We start from the raw sequence: 18,007 nt of genomic DNA, 5'->3' as shown, positions 1-18,007 counted from the left end.
GTAATTCAGGTTTTGGGATACAGGTCCCGGTTTACCAGCCCGGGTTTTGACGGAACTCCAGGTACATGTTGGCATCGGCGTTCTTTAAAGGCAGCCAGTAATGCTTGTCGGTGAACTTGCGTTCCAGGATGGTCACTTCGCGCAGGTTCAGCACCTTGTTCTCCTTCGGATTGGCCGTGTTGATGGCCCCGGCCCGGTCGAACTCCAGCGATTTTTTCAGGGTGTAGGGGCTTTGGGTCAGCAGCAGCCAGCGGCGCAGGTCGTTGAAGCGGTGGCCTTCGAAGGCCAGCTCCACGGCCCGTTCGCGCCTTACCTCGCTCAGGAACGCCTCGGTCGAACCCAGGAACTGGGCGGCCACAGGGCCTACGCCGGCGCGGGTGCGGAGGACGTTGATGGCGTCCACGGCGGTTTTGCCAAAACCTTCGGCTTTGCCGTTGGGCGCGTTATACCCCATGGCGGCGGCTTCGGCGTACATCAGGTACACATCGGCCAGGCGCATGTACGGCAGGTGGATGTTGAGGCTTTTATCATAGCTGTAGCCGTTGTCGTACTTGTTGGCGGTGATGGGAATGAACTTGTACAGCAGGTAGCCGGTGCGGCTGCCGGTGCTGATGTTGCGGTACAGGCCGTTCGTCGCCAGGTTGGCATAGCGAATGGAATCCTGTTTGCCCGCTGTGGGCGCATCGGAAGCCGGAATACCGCCCTGAACGGTTTTTACCCCATCGTACACGATATCGTTGTAGAAGCGGGGATCCCTTCCTCTCCAGGGGTACTGGGGGTCGTAACCCGATTCGGTGTCGGCCTGGGTGGGGTCCTTGATGGGCAGGCCGTTGGCCATGCCGTAATTATCCACGTAGTTGGCCGTGGGCAGGAACTTCACGTCGCCCCCTTCAATTACCGGCGCCGGCTGGTATTGCTTGGAGGTACCCCAGTTGGAGTTGTTGGCGCCATAATACGGCCCGCGGAAGATGGCTTCGGTGCCGCCGGGCATGGCCCAGTTTTGACCGGTCGTATAAAAATTGAGGTAATACTGCGCAAAGGGCACCAGGCTGTACGGCGCTTCCCCGCTTTCGGTGAGCTGCAGCAGCTCGGCAAAGGCCGCCGCCGCTTTTTTGCAGTAGTCGGCATTGTAGGAGGCGTTGCCGGTGGACACCTTGTTCATCAGCGGGGAGCCGGCCCACAGGTAGTTTTTACCCAGGTAGCCCAGGGCCATGATCTTGTTAATGCGCAGCTGGTTTTTCCGCAGGGTGCGCTCGCCGGTCTTGGTATTGTCCCAGTTTACCGGCAGCAGGTCGGCCGCCTGGCGGAAATCCTGGGCTGCCTTCTCGGCGCTCTCGTGGTAGCTCAGCCGGGGTAATTCCATTTTCTCGTCGGCCGCGATCAGGTGGTCGATATAGGGAAGGCCGCCGAAATACTGGATGAACTGGAAGTGGAACCAGCCGCGGAAGAACAGCAGCTGTCCTTTGATAAAGTTCTTTTCTTCCTGGGTGGCGTCGGTCATCTTATCGAGGTTTTCCAGGCCCATGTTGGCCTTGCGGATGCCGTACCAGCCCAGCTTCCACAGCGACTTGGCAAAGCGGTCGTCGTTGGTGGAGTTGCTGTTGCGGTCCATCCAGCCGGCCTGCCAGCCGTCGAACTGCGACTGCCAGCCCCAGAAATCGCCGTTGTCGATCTTCACCACGAAGTGGAAATCGCGGGCGGTGGACTGGATCTCGTCTTCACCCCAGTTCCAGGAGTTGGTCCAGTAGCCGTTGGTAAAATCCGGGATACAGTGGTACAGTTCTTCTGTAAAGCCCTGGAAGTTGGTATAGTTCTTAAAAGCGTCTTTATCCGATACAATGGCCTGCGGTTCCCGGTCGAGGAATTTTTTACAGGAAGTGAGTCCCAGCGAAGTGGTCATCACCGCAGCGGCCAAAGCAATCTTTATATAATTTTTCATAATCGTAGTTTAGAAATTGAGGTTAGCACCGAGGTTGAAACGCTTCACGGTCGGATAGGCACCTTGCGAGGCCCAGCCCGTACCGGCGAAGTTGGATTCGCGGTCGTCCGGCATTTTGCTCCAGGCGTACAGGTTGTTGCCGTTCAGGTAAATGCGCAGGCTGGAAAGGTGCATCCTTTTGACCAGGCCGCCGCTTAAGGTGTAGGCGATCTCCGCGTTCTTCAGGCGCACATACGAACCGTCGTACATGTACTGCGTACCCCGGTAATAGCCGGCGGGCGTGGTGAGCCAGCGCAGCATGGGCACATCGGCGGTAGGGTTGTCCTTCGACCAGTAGGTGCCTTCGTTGAACACCGTGTGGCTTTGCGAGGCAAGGCTGTTGAACACCACCTGGCGGGTAACGTTGTTCACCGCGTAGAACTGAACGAAAGCGCTGAAGCCTTTCCAGTCAAAGCCGAAGGTGGCGTTGTAGGAGTTCTGGGGGGCGCCGGAAAAACCATAGGGAACTTCATCTCGGGAATCGATCACCCCGTCGCCGTTGTAGTCCACGATGTGGTAGTTGCCGGGCAGCTTCTTGTCGTCATTGGTATTGTGGACGGTGCTGGCATACAGGTCATCCCAGGTCTGGTAATAGTCCTTGCTCACATAGCTGCGGGTCTGGCCGATGGCAAAGCCTTCGCTTTTCTGGTAGTTCGGCAGCAGCTCCGGGTTGGCGGCCTCGATGATCTTGTTCTCGGTATGGGTCATGTTCAGGTCGGTATACAGGCGCATCTTGTTGGCCAGTAGCTTGCTCACATGCAGCTCCAGCTCATACCCCTTGGAGTTTACCTTACCCAGGTTCACCACCGGGGGCGTGGCACCGAAGTAGGAAGGAACCGGCAGGGTACCCAGCAGGATCTTGGAGCGTTTGTCCTGGAAGATGTCGGCCTTACCGCGCACCAGGCCCTTGAACAGTTCGAAGTCGGCGCCGACGTTCATTTTCCGGGCCACTTCCCACTGGATGTTCGGGTTGCCTTCCGCGCCTACATAATACCAGGTAAAGGGGCTTTGCTCCGCGGCCTCGTTGCTCATCCCGAGCCGGGCCTTGCCGTTATAGACCCACTGGGTCTGGTACAGCCAGCGGTTATTCCCGAGGGGAGCGTCATTGCCCACTTCCCCGTACGAAGCCCGCAGCTTCAGCAGGTTGAGCGCCTTCAGGTTGCGCATAAAGGGTTCATTGGAAACGATCCAGTTGACCCCGCCGGACTGGAAGAAGCCGAAGCGGTTTTCGGAGCCAAACTGGTCGGTACCATTATAGGCCCCGTTGTATTCCACCGTGTACTTGTTATTATAGTTATAGGTGGTACGGAACACCCAGTCCTCGCGGTAGCGGGGCACTTCGCTGCCGTTTGCCGTGATATTGCGGTTCATCAGGCCCATGGCGGTAATGTTGTGCTTTCCGGCCAGGGTTTTGGCATAATTGAGCTGGAACTGGTAAAACGTACGGCGCTGGCTCAGGGTGGCAGAGCCGGGGGCCGACGCCCACTTGATGCCTTCCTGGAAGTCGAAGTTGGTCACCCCGTCAAAGGCCTGCCGGTAGAGTACCGCCCCTGTTTCGGGGTCGACCCACTTGCGCTGGGTATCGTTGAACAGGTCGTTGACACCGCGGTTGCTTTCCAGGAAGGTGTTGTCGAGGGAAAACATACCGTTGAACTTCAGCCCTTTTACCAGCATGTCGAGGTTCTGTTCCAGGTTGAAGTCGGTGTTCAGGCGGGTAGTGGTCTGGTACTGGATACCGCCGATGGCCAGGGAACGGGCAGAGTTCTCGGCCCTGCCTTCGCTGGGTGCGTAGTAGCCCCAGGAGCCGTCGGCATAAACGGGCAGGAACACGTCCGGCGCCGTGGTGTAGGCATCGATCCAGGGACCGTACTGGTTGCCGGTGAAGCCCCAGGGGCTTTTCCGGGTACCGTGCGAACCCGAAAGGTTCACTTTGAACAGGGTGGAGTTGGTCAGCTGGAAGTCGAGGTTGCTGCGCACGTTCAGCCGTTTAAAGCCGAAACCGGGCTGGTAGCCTCTTTTGTTGTCGTATATTTTGAACAGGTCGCCTTCGTAGAGGTAATCGGCGCTGGTAAAGTACTTCACCAGCCGGTTGCCGCCGCTGATATTCAGGTTGGCGTTGTTGGCCCAGGCGTGGTCGTTGAACAGGGCTTTGGCCCAGTCCACGTTGGGATAACGCTCCGCCTCGGCCTGGTTGGCCGGGTTGCGGTATTTGTCCAGGACCGCCTGGGGCAGGTATTCGTTCCAGGAGGCGGGAGAGGCGGCCAGCTCATACTCGATGGCCTCGTTGCGAATGCGCAGGGCATCGTAGGAATCGTATTTGCCGGGCAGCTTCGAAGGCCGTTTCATGACGGTGTTCACCGTGGCCCGGATAGAGGCCTTCCCGGCCTGGCCGCGCTTGGTGGTGATCAGGATCACCCCGTTACCACCCTGGGAACCGAAAACCGCCGTTGCGGAGGCGTCTTTCAGCACCGTGATGGATTCCACCGAACTGATGTCCACGCTGGTCATGGGGCGGATCACGCCGTCCACCAGCACCAGCGGGGCCGTACCATTCCAGGTACCCCCGCCGCGGATCAGGATCTGCGGGTCTTCTTCGCCGGGCAGGCCGGTACTTTGCATGGTGACGAGGCCCGGCACGTTACCGGTCAGGGCGGCGCCGATGTTGGAAACACCGCCGGCGCGCTCCAGCACGGCACCGGTGGTGGTGCTTACCGCGGCCACCACGCCTTCTTTCTTTTGCCGGCCGTAGCCCACCACCACCACGTCTTCCAGGGCCTGGGTCTGCGGGGCCAGCTGCACCAGCAGGCCGGTGAGCTCTTTGGCGACGCCGATTTCTTTTACCGTATAGCCTACATAAGAGATGGCCAGCACCGACCGGGCGCTTTTGACGGTCAGGGTAAAGGATCCGTCCTCCCTGGTGACCGTGGTATTGGTCGTGCCTTTTTCAGTGACGCTGGCCCCGGCCAGCGGTTCGCCTTTTTCATTGGTAACTTTCCCGCTGACCGTAACGGCAAAACGGGGGGACTGCTGCTCCCAGGGGGCCGGGGGGTTGGTGCCGGCAAAGGCGGAAAGGGGAACAAGGGACAGCAGGTGGAGGTTGGCTACTATCAGGCATTTCAATGCCAGCCGGGTCCCGCCGGGCGGCAGGCCTCGTTTACGTTGATTCATCTTGTGGTTAGAATTAAGTTTTAGGATTCGCCCGGAAGGTGGGCAGGTGCATCTATTAAAAGGATCGGAGGGGCGCCTGAGCGGCGGGACTCCGGAAAGGAGGGGTCAGGTAACTCTTTTCATATGGCAGAAACTTTTAGTTTTTTGTATCAGTAATCGTTTGGAACCGGAGTGCCATCGTGGTTTCACTTCCGGCAATAAAAGTAGTCAGCGCCTGCAACCGGGGCAGCCACTTATGTTAAAACCTATGGAACAATTGTTAGCCCCGTCCCTGGAACGGTCTGTAGCCCTTCAGGATAAACATTTGTTCCATTCGCCAACAACCGTCTGTATTACATATATTTGCAGTTGATTATTTAACGGTTTTCCCCCGCCGCTTTAAAGCTTGCTATTGCGCCCTATGTTCCTGAAACGATTCCTGACCATCTGCTTTTGCCTGCTGCAACTGGCCCTCCGCACAGGAGCCCAGCCCCTTAATTTTACGGCCCTGCGGCCCAAGGACGGCCTTTCCTCCAATACCATCAACGACATCCGGAAGGACCGCCTGGGGCTGATGTGGTTTGCCACCGAAGACGGCCTGAACAAATTTGACGGCACCAATTTTACCGTTTACCGCCACCGGCCCGGCGACCCCTCCAGCATTCCCTCCAACGAGATCCTGGCCCTGCACGAAGACCGGGCGGGTAATTTATGGGTGGGCGCCAACAGCCGCTCCCTGGCCCTTTATGACCGGAAGAAGGACGCCTTTACCCGCTACCCCCTGGATATGGAGACCAATGGCGACAACGGCGTGATCCGCAGCGTCTTCCGCGACCACGAGGGCAAGGTATGGGTCGCCCACTGGGGCGGGCTGACGATCCTGGATTCCGCCACCGGCAAGCTGTCGCCCGTAAGGGTGGCCCCCGGCCGGCCCGGGGCGAACCGGAACATTACCTGCGTCTTTGAAGACAGCCGCCACCGCATGTGGGTAGGATCGGAAGAAGGCCTGTACCTGTACCGGCCCCAAACCCGCAGCTGCGAGCAGGTGCTGGCCCCCGGCGGCGAAACGCCTGCCGCCCGCCGCAACTCCGTGCTGGCCCTGGCGGAAGATCAAAAAGGCAACCTGTGGGTAGGCACCCGCGACGGCATCCGCCTGCTGCGGGCCGGCGCCCGCACCTTTATAGATTATACGCCCGCCGACGGCGCCCCCAACGCCCTCAGCAGCAACCATATTTATGCCCTCGCCACCGAAGGCAACCGCATCTGGCTGGGAACCGAAGAAGGCCTGAATATCCTGGATACCCAAACCGGCGCCGTCACCCGCTATGCCCCCGACCTTCGGAATATCCACAGCCTGACCGACAAGTCCATCCGCAGCGTGTACATCGACAACGGCGGCATCTACTGGCTGGGCACCTTCCAGGGCGGCGTCAACAAATACGACCGGAACCTGAACCTCTTTCACTTAAAGCAGGCCAACGTATTTGACGAAAAGGGCCTCAACGCCCCGGTGGTCACCTCCTTTGCCGAAGACAAGGCGGGGAACGTGTTCGTGGGCACCGACGGCGGCGGCCTGAGCCTGTTCAACCGGCAAACCGAGGTCTTTCGGCAGTTTCCCCTGCAGCCCCAGGGCAAGGCGGGGCGGGATCGCCTGTCCATCCTGACCCTGGAAATGAGCCGCAAAGGCCTGCTCTATATCGGCACCTTTGGCAACGGCCTCTTTATACTGGACCCCGCCACCGGCGCCTACCGCCAGCTGAAACGGGGCCCCCGCCCGGAAGACCTCTCCTCCAATGACCTGTTCTCCATCCGCGAAGACCGCCATGGCAACATCTGGGTGGGCACCAACGGCGAGGGCGTCCATGTGTTCAATGCAGACAACCAGCTGGTGCTCAAATACGTGTCGCACCCCTCGGGGCCCAACGAGCGGCAGCTGCCCGGCAGCGATTACATCCGGGCCATCGTGGAAGACCGCGACGGCCGCATCTGGCTGGGCACCCATGGCGGCGGCATCACGGTGCTTGACCCGGCAACCGGCCGATTCACCATTTATAATAAGAGCACCCGCCAGCTGGCCGCCGACGCGGTGCTGTCGCTGCTGGAGGACCGCCAGGGCAACATCTGGGCCGGCACCCTGAACGGGGGCCTGAGCCGGTGGGACCGGAAAACGAACCGCTTCGCTACCTTTTCGGAAAAAGAGGGCCTGCCCGGCACCATCGTATACGCCCTGGCCGAGGACCGGCGCGGGCAGATCTGGGCCAGCACCAACAAAGGCATCTGCAGCTTCGATGCGCAGGCAAAGCTTTTTTCCAACTACACCTACCACAACGGGGTGCAGCACAACAACTTCGTGCGGGGAGCGGGCCTGCGCGCTTCGGACGGCACCCTGTTCTTCGGCGGCCTGGAAGGCTTCAACTACTTCGACCCCGGGCAGCAAAAAGAAAACAAGAACGTCTCCTCCATCCTGCTGACCGAACTGCGGGTGGACCATAAGCCGGTGGCCCCTTCCGAAAAAGGTCCCCTGGCCGCACATATTTCGGTGGCCCGGGAGATCCACCTGGACTACAAACAAAACTTCTCCCTGGGCTTTGTGGCCCTGAACTATACCACCCCCGAGCAAAACCGGTACGCCTACAAGCTGGAAGGCTTCGACAAGGGCTGGAACAACGTGGGAACGGCCACCACCGCTTCCTACACCAACCTCGATCCCGGCACCTATGTGTTCCACGTACGGGCCGGCAACGACGGCACCTGGAATTCGGCGGAGACCTCCATTAAAATATTTGTCCATCCCCCCTTCTGGCGCACGATACCTGCCTACATTTTTTACGTGCTGGCGCTGGCGGGGCTGGTCGCCTACCTGCGGCACAAGGGCATCCAGCGGCTGAAGCGGAAATTCGCCCTGGAACAGGAGCGGCTGCAGGCCCGCCAGCGGCTGGAACAGGAACGCCGGGAAGCGGAACGGGTACGCGAGCTGGACCGCCTGAAGATCAAGTTCCTTACCAACCTGAGCCACGAGTTCCGCACCCCCATTTCCCTGATCATGGGGCCGGTGGACCAGCTGCTGACGGGGGAAAAGAACGAACGGGCTTCCGGCCAGCTGCAGATGATCAAACGCAATGCCCGCAGGCTGCTGAACCTGGTAAGCCAGCTCCTGGATTTCCGGAAAATGGAAGAACACGAGCTGAAGCTGCAGCCATCCGAAGGCGAACTGGTGGCCTTTACCCGCGAGGTCTCCGACTCGTTCCGGGACCTGTCCGAACGGAAAAAGGTGAGCTTCACCTTTGAAAGCAGCATCGACCGGCTGTACACGGCCTTTGACCGGGACAAGCTGGAGCGGATCCTGTTCAACCTGCTGTCCAATGCCTTTAAGTTTACGCTGGCCGGCGGCTCGATCCGCCTGGAGCTGGAACCCCTGCCGCAGCCGTCCGGGGCCGACTGGGTCTCCCTGAAGGTTTGCGATACGGGGATCGGCATTCCCGCGGACAAGCAGGCGCTGATCTTCGAGCGCTTCTTTCAAAGCGATACCACGGCCGCCGTGCTGAACCAGGGCACCGGCATCGGCCTGGCCATCACCCGGGAGTTCGTGCACCTGCACGGCGGCACCATAGCGGTGGCCAGCGAGCCGGGCCAGGGCACCACCTTTACCATCCACCTGCCTTTCACGCCCCTGCCGGAACCGGCCACCAGTGCCGAAGCACCCGCTGCAGAAGCCGAAGCGCCGCTCCTGCCGGCTTCCGAACCGGAACCCGTGCCGGAAGAAACCGTCGAACCCGAAACGGTAAGCGAGCCGGCCGAAGCGCCCGCAGCCGCCGCGCCGGTGCTGTCCAACCTTCCGTCCATTTTACTGGTGGAGGACAACGAGGACTTCCGGTTTTACCTCAAAGACAACCTGAAGGCTTTTTATAAAGTATACGAAGCGGCCAACGGCAAAGAAGGCTGGCAAAAAGCCCTGGCCCACCACCCGCAGCTGATCGTCACCGACATCCATATGCCCCTGATGGACGGCATCGAACTCTGCCGCAAGATCAAAGGCGATAAACGGACCGGCCATATCCCGGTGGTCCTGCTCACGGCCCTGACGGGGGAAGAGGCACAGATCAAGGGGCTGGAAACCGGGGCCAACGATTATATCACCAAGCCATTCAACTTCGAGGTGCTGAACGCCAAGATCAACAACCTGCTGGTGCTGAACCGCACCCTGAAAGACACCTATACCAAGCAGATCAAGGTGCTGACGCCCGAAGTGGAGATTGAATCGGACGATGCCAAGTTCCTGAACCGGGTCATGGTGTACCTGGAAGAGAACCTGACCAACTCGCAACTGTCCGTGGAGGACCTGAGCCGGCAGATGGGCATGAGCCGGGTATCGCTCTATCATAAGCTGCGGGAGCTGACGGGCCAGACCCCGGTGGAATACATCCGCTCGGTGAAGCTGGAGAAAGCGGCCGTGCTGCTGGAGAAAAGCGACATGAACATAGCGCAGGTGGCCTATTCGGTGGGCTTTGCCACGCCCAACTATTTTGCAAAGTCCTTTAAAGCCAAATACGATATGCTGCCCTCGGAATACATGAACCGGATGCGGAAAGGCGCCGAAGGCAAAAAGGCCGATTCCTAATACCCTTTTAGGTGGATGGACTGGCATGAAGAGGAAGCCCGCAGGGCTTCACTGTGAATAGCCCCGGGTGCAACCCGGGGAATGGCCGAGGTTTATCACGACAACCCCGAATGGGGTTGATTGTGGGACCCTCAACATACAAGCAATCCGGGACTAGAAAGGCTTTTCGAAAAATCTTTCAGGATTGAAACCTTTTATAAATCAAGCAGGACACAATCAACCCCATCCGGGGTTGTCGTGATAAACCTCGGCCATTCCCCGGGTTGCACCCGGGGCTATTCACAGTGAAGCCCTGCGGGCTTCCTCTTTACCCTGGTCCATCCACCTAAAAGGGTAAGGCTGGACAGCCGTCCCTGAATAAAAAAACCAGGGTATTTTACCCTGGTTTTTTTATTGCGGTTATGGCGCAGTGCATCAACGTACGAAGCGAAGAGCGGCGTCAGGCGGCATGCTTGCGCTGCCGGGTATGGAGCCGGCCGGGAACGGGCTGGGCCACCGGGAAGACCACTTCCAGGCGGCAACCTTTTCCCGAGGCGGAACGCAGGCGTACCTTGCCTTTGAAAAGCTCGGCCCTTTTCCGGATGTTGGAAAGCCCCAGCCCCTTTTTGCAGGTCGAGGGGTCAAAGCCCACCCCGTTATCTTCGATGACCAGCTTTATACAAGCACCTTCTTCCACCACCGACAACTGCACCTCCGTCGCCTGGGCGTACTTCAGTGTGTTGTTCAGCTGCTCCTGCACAATGCGGTACAGGGTGGTTTTCAGCTCCCGGTCCAGTCCCTGTTCGCCAAAAGCAAAATGACCTGTCAGCCCGAACCGGTTCAGCGCCTCGTATTGCTCCACCAGCTCTTTCAGGGCAGCGGTCAGGGAAACGTCCTCCAGCGAATGGCAGACCAGCCGCCGCGAGAGCGCCCGGATCTCCTGGATGGCGGTTTGTACCATCTCTACGGCCTTGCCGGCGAACCGCTCCTGGTGTTCCGGGTAATAGCGGGTGTTCTCCATGCACAGCTTGGCGGTGGTCAGGATCTGGTTCACGTTATCGTGCAGTTCCTTGCCGATCTCGCTTCTTTCCCGTTCCTGGGTGGCGATAATGGCCTTGACCATCTCGCGTTCGGCAGCCACCTTTTCGGCCAGGAGCCGTTGCTGCAGCTGGAGCTTTTCGGTCATGTCGTAAGCCGCTACGATATAATGCAGGCCGGTGGGCAACTCGATGGCATGGGCCACCAGGTCCACCTGGAAAACCTCTCCATTTTTTTTGCGGTGGCGCACAAGGCCCCAGTTGACCGTTCCTTCGGTCTTTCTGCGGCCTTGGCGCTGGCGCTGGAAGCCGGCCTTGTCTTCTTCGGGCCGGATGTCCAGCAGCGTCATGTTCTCGAATTCCTCCCTGCTGTAGCCATAGAGCCCGATAGCCGCTTCGTTGATTTCCACGAACCGGAGGGTTTCGGCATGGAACACCCATTTGGGAGAAGGGCTTTCGTTGAACAGCAGCCGGAAGCGCTGTTCGGAGATGTGCAGGGCCTGTTCATATTCTTTGCGTTCGGTAATATCGGTCTGGATGCTGAAGTACTGCTTGATCCTTCCCTGTTCGTCGCGTATGGGCTGGCCCAGGATGTCGGCCCACCGCTTTTCGCCCGAGGGGGTATAATGTACCAGTTCGCAACGGAAGGACGCTCCCTGTTGCACCTGCTGCCCGATATAGGCACGGGTCTGCGGGCAGATCGGTCCGGGGTACACCAGGTCGCGGGAAGGTTGGCCGGCCGCCTGTTGCAGGGAATAACCCGTTTTCCGGCTAAAGGCTTCGTTTACCCAGCTGATGCATCCCCGGGTATCGGTTATGACCACGCTGTTGGGAGAATTTTCCACCACGGCGGAGAGCATATGTACCTTGTCCAGGGCGTCCTTGCGGGCGGTAATATCGCGGGCATTGAGCACCAGGGCGTTTATGGTGGCATCCTCCAGCTGGTTGGTCAGGGTGGCTTCGCCCCACCGGATGTCGCCCTCCCGCGTCAGGTAGCGAAACAGCGGCAGGTCTACCTGCGGTTGCTCAAAGATCCGGGCCGCCGCTTCCCGTACCTTTTCTAGGTCGTCGGGGTGCACCAGTGCACCGGCAGCCAGCCCTTCCAGCTGGTGCGCCGGGGAACCGGTGATGCGGCCGCAGTTGGGGCTGATATAAAGGATCGAGAACTGCTTATCTAGCAGGGCAATAATGTCTTTACCGGATTGTACCAGCGAGCGGAAGCGTTTTTCACTTTTTCGCAGCTCCGTTTCCGCTTCCTTCCGCCGGGTAATGTCCTGCATCGTGCTGACCATGCGGATGGCCCGCCCGGCCTCATTGCGGATGATGTAGCCCCGGGCGTGCACATAGGCGATGGACCCATCCGTGCGGTAAAAACGGTACGTTTCCTGCCAGTGTGTGGCGGAAGGGTCCGCAAAGGCATCGTCCACTCCTTTTACGACCCGCTGGCGGTCGGCTTCCAGGATGTGGCCGCTCCAGCTGTCCACGGCATTTTCGGTGCAACAGTGGCCAAAATGGTGGGTATACGCCTCGTTGAAATAGAGCTGGCCCGCTTCGATGTCCCAGTCCCAGATGGCATCACTGGTGGCGCGGGATACGAACTCGAAGCGCTCGTTGCTGACCTTCAGTTCGTGTTCCTGCCTTTTTCTTTTTGTAATGTCCCGGAAGTACACCAACAGCTGGTCCTTCGAGGGGTAGGCGCTCATCTCGAACCATTCGTCCACGGTGGCGGAGTATTCCTCAAAATGTACGGGTGCGCCCTTTTCAAAGGCCAGGGTATACTGGTGGAAAAACTGCGTGTGGACGGCGGCGGGAAAATTATGCCAGAGGCTGGTCCCCAGGGTGGCGGCCCGGGGCAGGCCCGTAATGTCCTCCGCCTTGCGGTTCCAATAAGTAATGGTAAACTCCCGGTCCAGGGCAAAAAAGCCGTCGCCCAGGTTTTCCAGCAGTTCCGTTAACTGCCGGCCGGTTTGCCCTGCCGGGCTGGAGGCGTCTTCCCGGCGAGCCGGCGCCTTTTTTTCGGAAACGCGCCGGGCGACGAGGTACAGCAGGCCGTTGTCGCCGTGGCGGCGGGCCGACCATGCTGTCGGTACCGGGCAGCCATTTTTGTGCAGAAAGGCCAGCTCAAACGGGTGCACCGCTTCCCCTGTGCATGCCTGCAGCAGGGAAAAGGCTTGCCGACGGTCTTCCGCCGGAATATAGTTGTAAAAGGAGTTGCCGGCCAGTTCGCCGGGGTCGTACCCCCATAGCGGGTAGGCGGCTTTGCTAACCTGGATAAAGGTTCCATCGGTATTTAGGGAGCAAATCACATCCGGTGAGCCGTCCAGTAACTGCTGGAAAGCGCCGGGAGTCTGTTCTTGATTCATAGGCTTATTGGTCTGGATACCCAGTAACCTAAAAGTAGCCCGTTTTTTCCTGCATCGCCCTGATGTAAGCCCGGCAGCCAAAATTTTAACGAAATGCAAAGTAAGAAAAATAAGAAGAAACACCTAAAAGCCAATCGTTTACGCTGCAGGCTTTTCCTTATTATGTCGGTCCCCGCCCGGCAGGCAACGAAACCAGGTGCCCGCTAATGAAAAAGGCATTCCGCTGCCCCTGCGGCGGACAGCGGAATGCCTGGATGATGGAGCAACGTGACCTTAATGGTTCAGGATCTCCGGATACAGCTTGCCGTCAATGTTCTTGTCCAGGGAAAATCCCAACAGGTGGGCAACCAGGGGCGCTACGTCCGTCAGGTTCATCTGCGGCACTACCTGGCCCGCCCTGATCCCTTTGCCAAATACGGCAAAGCCGGTTTGTATTTCCGAAAAGTCGGGAAAGTAGCCGTGGGTACCGCCTTTGGCGGCCCGGATAAATTCGCCTTTGGCGTCGGAAGTAAAGGTGTATCCTTTTTCCGCCGCCAGCGCCAGTACGGCGTTGGGATCGGCGCCGATGGCATCCAGTTCTTTGCGGTCCTTTATGCGGAAGTATTTTTGCTGGTCCGGGGGCAGCTGCGCCAACAGGGCTTTTACCTTATTCAGCGTGGCTACATCGTTTTTATCTTTCAGGTGCAGAAACGTGCCGCCGCCCGAAGCATGAAAATAAGCCTTCCAGTTATCGCCGCTGTTCGGCGCGTACAAGCCGGCCGCCTTTAATAATACATTTGGCGCCAGGGTATGGTGGATATTGACAAAGCCGTGATCGCCGGTTACGATAAACGTGGTGTTTTCATAAATACCTGCTTTTTGCGTGGCTTCCACGATTTTGCGCAAGGACGCATCCACCACGGTGAGGGCGGCACGCACCTTATCGCCATCCCGTCCCTGCTCGTGCTCGAAATGATCGACCGTTACCAGGTGCAGCGAGAGCAAAGAGGGCTTGTACTTGCGCAGGAGGTAACAGGCGATCTGCGCATTATTCTCGTCGATGCTGTAATGATCGGCATTGAAGTCAATAGCCTCCAGGGCGCCGGTGGCCTGCTGCTGCAGCTCGGTAAACAATCCTTTGGGCGTAGAGGTGGCCACCAGGGCATTCAATACGTCCTTCTCCTCCCCTTTCTTCTTCGGCAGGTACCAGTATTCCGGCACCACGTAATCGGCGGCGCCGTTGAGCGATACCGGCCAGAAGACCGAGGCGGTCACCAGTTTTTTTTCTTTTGCCCGGTCGAACACGGTCGGCACTTTGATGGTTTTATAGTCCCAGTTCCACTTACCGGTAATGCTTTCGGTTTCCACGGGCGTGTTGTAGTAGATGCCGTGCTTCAGGGGTTTTTCGCCCGTGATCATGGCCGTATGCGAAGGATAGGTAACGGTAGGAAACACACCGTTGACGCCATCGGAATAAGAGCCCCTTTTCAGCGCCTGCCGCAGGTTGACCATGCCCCAGCTGGGATCTTTATAAAACTCGGGGCGTAAGCCGTCAATGCTGATGAGTACTACATGTTTGCTTTGTGCGTACCCAAGCAGGTGCGCAGCTGTCAGGGCCAGCAGCAGGGCCAGTGAACGTTTGTTGATCATGGTAAGTCTGTAAAGTTTTGAATCATTAAAAGCTATAACGCACGCCGACCTGGGCCTGGAAAGGGGTGCCGCCCAGGGCCGATACGCCGGTGGTGGTATTTACGCGGTAGCCGAAGGTTTCGCTGTTGGGATCGAAAGAGGTAATGTTATAGATGTTTTGCTTGCCCAGGCTTTTGTTGACGCCCCATTCTTTGTTGAATAGGTTCGATACGTTGAACACATCGACGGAAAGTTCCACGCCATGCTTTTTATAGAACATCATTTTCTTGGCGAGGCGAATGTCGAAGGTGCCGTAAAACCCGTTGATGCCGCCGTTTCTTTCGGCTATCTTGCCATAGTTCCGGGTAAGGTATTCTTTAAAATTCTTTTCCACGTCGGGGTTGGCCAGGATGGCGTTGATGCCGTCGGCAATGTATTTGGGTGTAGCCGCATTGTTCGGATCATAAACATACGCCAGGTCGTTGGAGCTGACAAAGTCGCCGTTCATGTTGCCGGACACGGCCATCGAATAGCGGGTGCCGCCCATGCCGGAGAACCGCACCCCTACCGTGATGCCCCGGATGCTGGGCGCATTGGCATAGACCACCACCTTACTGCGGAACTGGTTGTCGGCATAGGCCATGCCGCCCAGGTCGCGGGGATCGTCCTTCACCATCAGGCTGAGGGTAGCGGAGTTCGCCACGTTGCCGTTATAGGAGGTATTGTCCCTGCTGTCGTTCCAGGTAAAGGAGGCCGTGATCTGGCCGTCTTTAAAGTACCGGTAGGTTCCGTCGATCACCACGGCATACTGGTTCTTCTTTCCATCGCTGACCAGTTCCAGCACGCGGCCCAGGGCAGCCGTCTTGCGACTGTCCACCCAGTTGGCCACCCCGTTGCGGGCATTGATCTTCGCAGCCGGCACATACACGCCCCTGCCCCCTTCCTGCTCGATGCGGAAGTAAGGGTCCTCCACCATGTTGCGGTCCACGTACATGTAGTTGTTGCGGGCAAAGCTGGCATAGCCGCTGATGCCCAGCCGTACCTTGTCGCCAAAGAGGTGCGTATAGGTAAGGCTGGCTTTATACACGGTAGGCACTTTGGCTTGCTTGCTGCTGGTGTTGATGGTCACCAGCTTTTCCACGGAAGGATCCTTCAGCAGCTCTTTGCCGGGAGCCGTGGCGGGATTTTCACGGAAGCTTTCAAAGTCCGCCGCGGGCAGGTTGGTGGTCATGTCCACGGCCGCCACCTTGGTACCGTCAAACAGGATGTTGTTGATCATGGAATACGGGTTCAGGTTGGAACCGAAGATCCCGGCACCTGCCCGGATAAAGTCCGTTTTGTTCTCGTTGATATCCCACATCAGCTCCACCCGGGGCTGCAGTTGCAGTGTATTGATCTTATTGTCGGTAGCGATGCCCAGCTCCTTATCCGCCACCGGGTTGTAGTTGGCCGCATTCAGGTACTGGGTGTTGTCCAGCCGGATGCCCCCCAGCAGGTTTACGCCCTTGCCCAACCGGGTTTCCAGCTGCCCGTAAATGCCGGTAGCCAGCTGGTGCAGCCTGGTGGAAGGATCATCGACAATGGCAATCTCACGTGCATAGCGGTAGGGCGTTTTGTTCTGGAAATTTTCCAGCCCCGTAAAGAAGAAGCGGCCATTCATTTCGCTGCCGTACACGTTGTACATGCGGGTATAGGCGACGTCGGCGCCGAAGGTATATTTTACCTTACCGGTGTTCAGGTACACGTTGTTTACCACCTGGTAGACGCTGCCCTTGAACCATTCCGGCGAGAAGCGCTGGCCGCCGATCTGGATGGAGTTGGTATAATTGGTGCCGTTCTGGCCCACCGAAGCCACGTTTTCCACGATCGCCCGGGGAATGCCTGCGGACGGAAGCTCCGGGCTCGGGAGCACGAACTCCTGCTGCAAAAACTGCTGCGCCTTTAATTCATTCGTCCACTTCGGGCTGATGCTGGAGCGTAACGACACGATCAGGCTGTTGTTCATCTTCTTGCGGTCAATCCAGGATTCCAGGGCGTTGATGCCGGAGTTGTCGCCTTCGGACAGGTTATCCAGCTCGTACACATAATTGTTGCGGATGGTCAGCAGGTTCCTGCGGTTCAGCTGCCAGTCGATGCGGCCAAAGAGGGCATCCGTGGCCCGGCGCTTATCAAAGGAACCGAACTGCGGGTTGTCGGACACGCCGTACCCGTCTCTTGCTATTTCCAAAAAACGCTCCAGGGTTTGCTTGCTCACCCGGAACGCGGCTTCATCGGCCGTCGATTGAATGTCGGCAATGATCAGGGGGCGGGAGTCTTTCTGGTGGTCCCATACAAAGAAGAAATGGGCTTTGTCCTTGACGATCGGGCCGCCGAAGGAGACGCCGTATTGCGCGGTGGAAAAAGGCTGGTTTCTTTTGTTGCCCCGGATATCGTACGAGCTGGACAGCTTATTGTGCCGCAGGTAGGAAAAGGCACTGCCGGTAAAGGTGTTGGTACCCGACTTCGTCACGGTGCTGATGGTGCCGCCGCCGGCGCGGCCTTCGGTAACGTCGTATTCGTTGTTCACCACCTTGAACTCGCGGATGGCTTCCATGGAAATGGAATACGCGCCGGAGGTGTTGCCGCCGGCGATGGTGCCGCGGGCCGACATGCCATCGATAGTAAAGTTGGTGGAGGAGGCCAGCTGGCCGCCGATGCTGGTGCCGTTGGCTACCGGCGACAGGTCGATCAGGCTGGTAAAGTTGCGGCCGTTGACCGGCATGGTGTTCATGTCTTTGGGCGAGATGGTGGTGGCCGCCCCCAGGTTGGCAACGCCGCGCCTTAAGGTATTGGAGGTGACCACGACTTCCGTCAACGACCCGTCATTCTTCACCAGGGCGAAGTTGATCTCCACTTTATCACCCTGGTTCAGGCTGATGCCGGTCCGCTTCTCCGTTTTAAAACCCACATAGGAGGCCGTTAACGAATAGGGGGAACCGAGGGGCAACTGATGGAAAATAAAACTGCCGTCCTTGTTGGTGACCGTGAACGAACTAAATCCTGTCGATTCGTTTTTAACGAGCAGGGTCGCTCCCTGTACCGGTCCCTCCGGCGAGGAGAGCTTACCGGAAACGATGGCCTGGGTGGCGTTTTGCGCAAAGCTGCAAATGCTGTTCAGGAGGAGTGCCCCTACGACAACACTGGTAAATTTCCAATTCATTTTTTGACCTTTTATAGAAGTATGCTGGTGTCGGAAGGCAATAGCGTTCTCGCCTATCCCCTTCCGGGCGCAAAAAGA

6 protein-coding genes are annotated in these 18,007 nt (G+C 58.3%); 1 reads left to right on the top strand and 5 read right to left on the bottom strand.

Translation table 11 applies throughout. From position 1 onward, the window contains the following. Positions 1-31: 31 nt before the first annotated feature. Together V9K67_RS13155 and V9K67_RS13150 are read right to left on the bottom strand one after the other, a co-directional pair. Positions 32-1,939, bottom strand: a complete 1,908-nt coding sequence (locus V9K67_RS13155) for a RagB/SusD family nutrient uptake outer membrane protein (protein ID WP_336723164.1) — start codon at positions 1,937-1,939, stop codon at positions 32-34. Positions 1,940-1,948: 9 nt separating this feature from the next. Next, positions 1,949-5,146, bottom strand: coding sequence for a SusC/RagA family TonB-linked outer membrane protein (locus tag V9K67_RS13150; protein WP_336723163.1), 3,198 nt, complete (start codon positions 5,144-5,146; stop codon positions 1,949-1,951). Positions 5,147-5,546: 400 nt separating this feature from the next. Between V9K67_RS13150 and V9K67_RS13145 the strand changes: the two genes are divergently transcribed. Further along, positions 5,547-9,743: a hybrid sensor histidine kinase/response regulator transcription factor gene (locus V9K67_RS13145; protein ID WP_336723162.1), complete on the top strand. Its 4,197-nt coding sequence runs from the start codon at positions 5,547-5,549 to the stop codon at positions 9,741-9,743. A 439-nt stretch (positions 9,744-10,182) separates the two neighbouring features. Here the strand turns inward: V9K67_RS13145 and V9K67_RS13140 are convergent, their stop codons facing one another. From V9K67_RS13140 to V9K67_RS13130, 3 genes are all read right to left on the bottom strand, one after another. Then, positions 10,183-13,122: a PAS domain-containing sensor histidine kinase gene (locus V9K67_RS13140; RefSeq protein WP_336723161.1), complete on the bottom strand. Its 2,940-nt coding sequence runs from the start codon at positions 13,120-13,122 to the stop codon at positions 10,183-10,185. Between the two features lie 273 nt (positions 13,123-13,395). Then, positions 13,396-14,751, bottom strand: coding sequence for an alkaline phosphatase family protein (locus tag V9K67_RS13135; RefSeq protein ID WP_336723160.1), 1,356 nt, complete (start codon positions 14,749-14,751; stop codon positions 13,396-13,398). Between the two features lie 25 nt (positions 14,752-14,776). Next, positions 14,777-17,929, bottom strand: coding sequence for a TonB-dependent receptor (locus tag V9K67_RS13130; RefSeq protein ID WP_336723158.1), 3,153 nt, complete (start codon positions 17,927-17,929; stop codon positions 14,777-14,779). Between the last annotated feature and the right edge of the window lie 78 nt (positions 17,930-18,007).

It is taken from the genome of Huijunlia imazamoxiresistens (assembly GCF_037132455.1).
Lineage (GTDB): Bacteria > Bacteroidota > Bacteroidia > Chitinophagales > Chitinophagaceae > Flavisolibacter > Flavisolibacter imazamoxiresistens.
This window is presented reverse-complemented; position numbering and strand designations above follow the sequence as displayed.

Coding starts and splice junctions, on each gene's coding strand:
- V9K67_RS13145 (WP_336723162.1), top strand. CDS start 5,547: ATGTTCCTGAAACGATTCCTGACCATCTGCTTTTGCCTGCTGCAACTG.
- V9K67_RS13140 (WP_336723161.1), bottom strand. CDS start 13,122: ATGAATCAAGAACAGACTCCCGGCGCTTTCCAGCAGTTACTGGACGGC.
- V9K67_RS13135 (WP_336723160.1), bottom strand. CDS start 14,751: ATGATCAACAAACGTTCACTGGCCCTGCTGCTGGCCCTGACAGCTGCG.
- V9K67_RS13155 (WP_336723164.1), bottom strand. CDS start 1,939: ATGAAAAATTATATAAAGATTGCTTTGGCCGCTGCGGTGATGACCACT.
- V9K67_RS13150 (WP_336723163.1), bottom strand. CDS start 5,146: ATGAATCAACGTAAACGAGGCCTGCCGCCCGGCGGGACCCGGCTGGCA.
- V9K67_RS13130 (WP_336723158.1), bottom strand. CDS start 17,929: ATGAATTGGAAATTTACCAGTGTTGTCGTAGGGGCACTCCTCCTGAAC.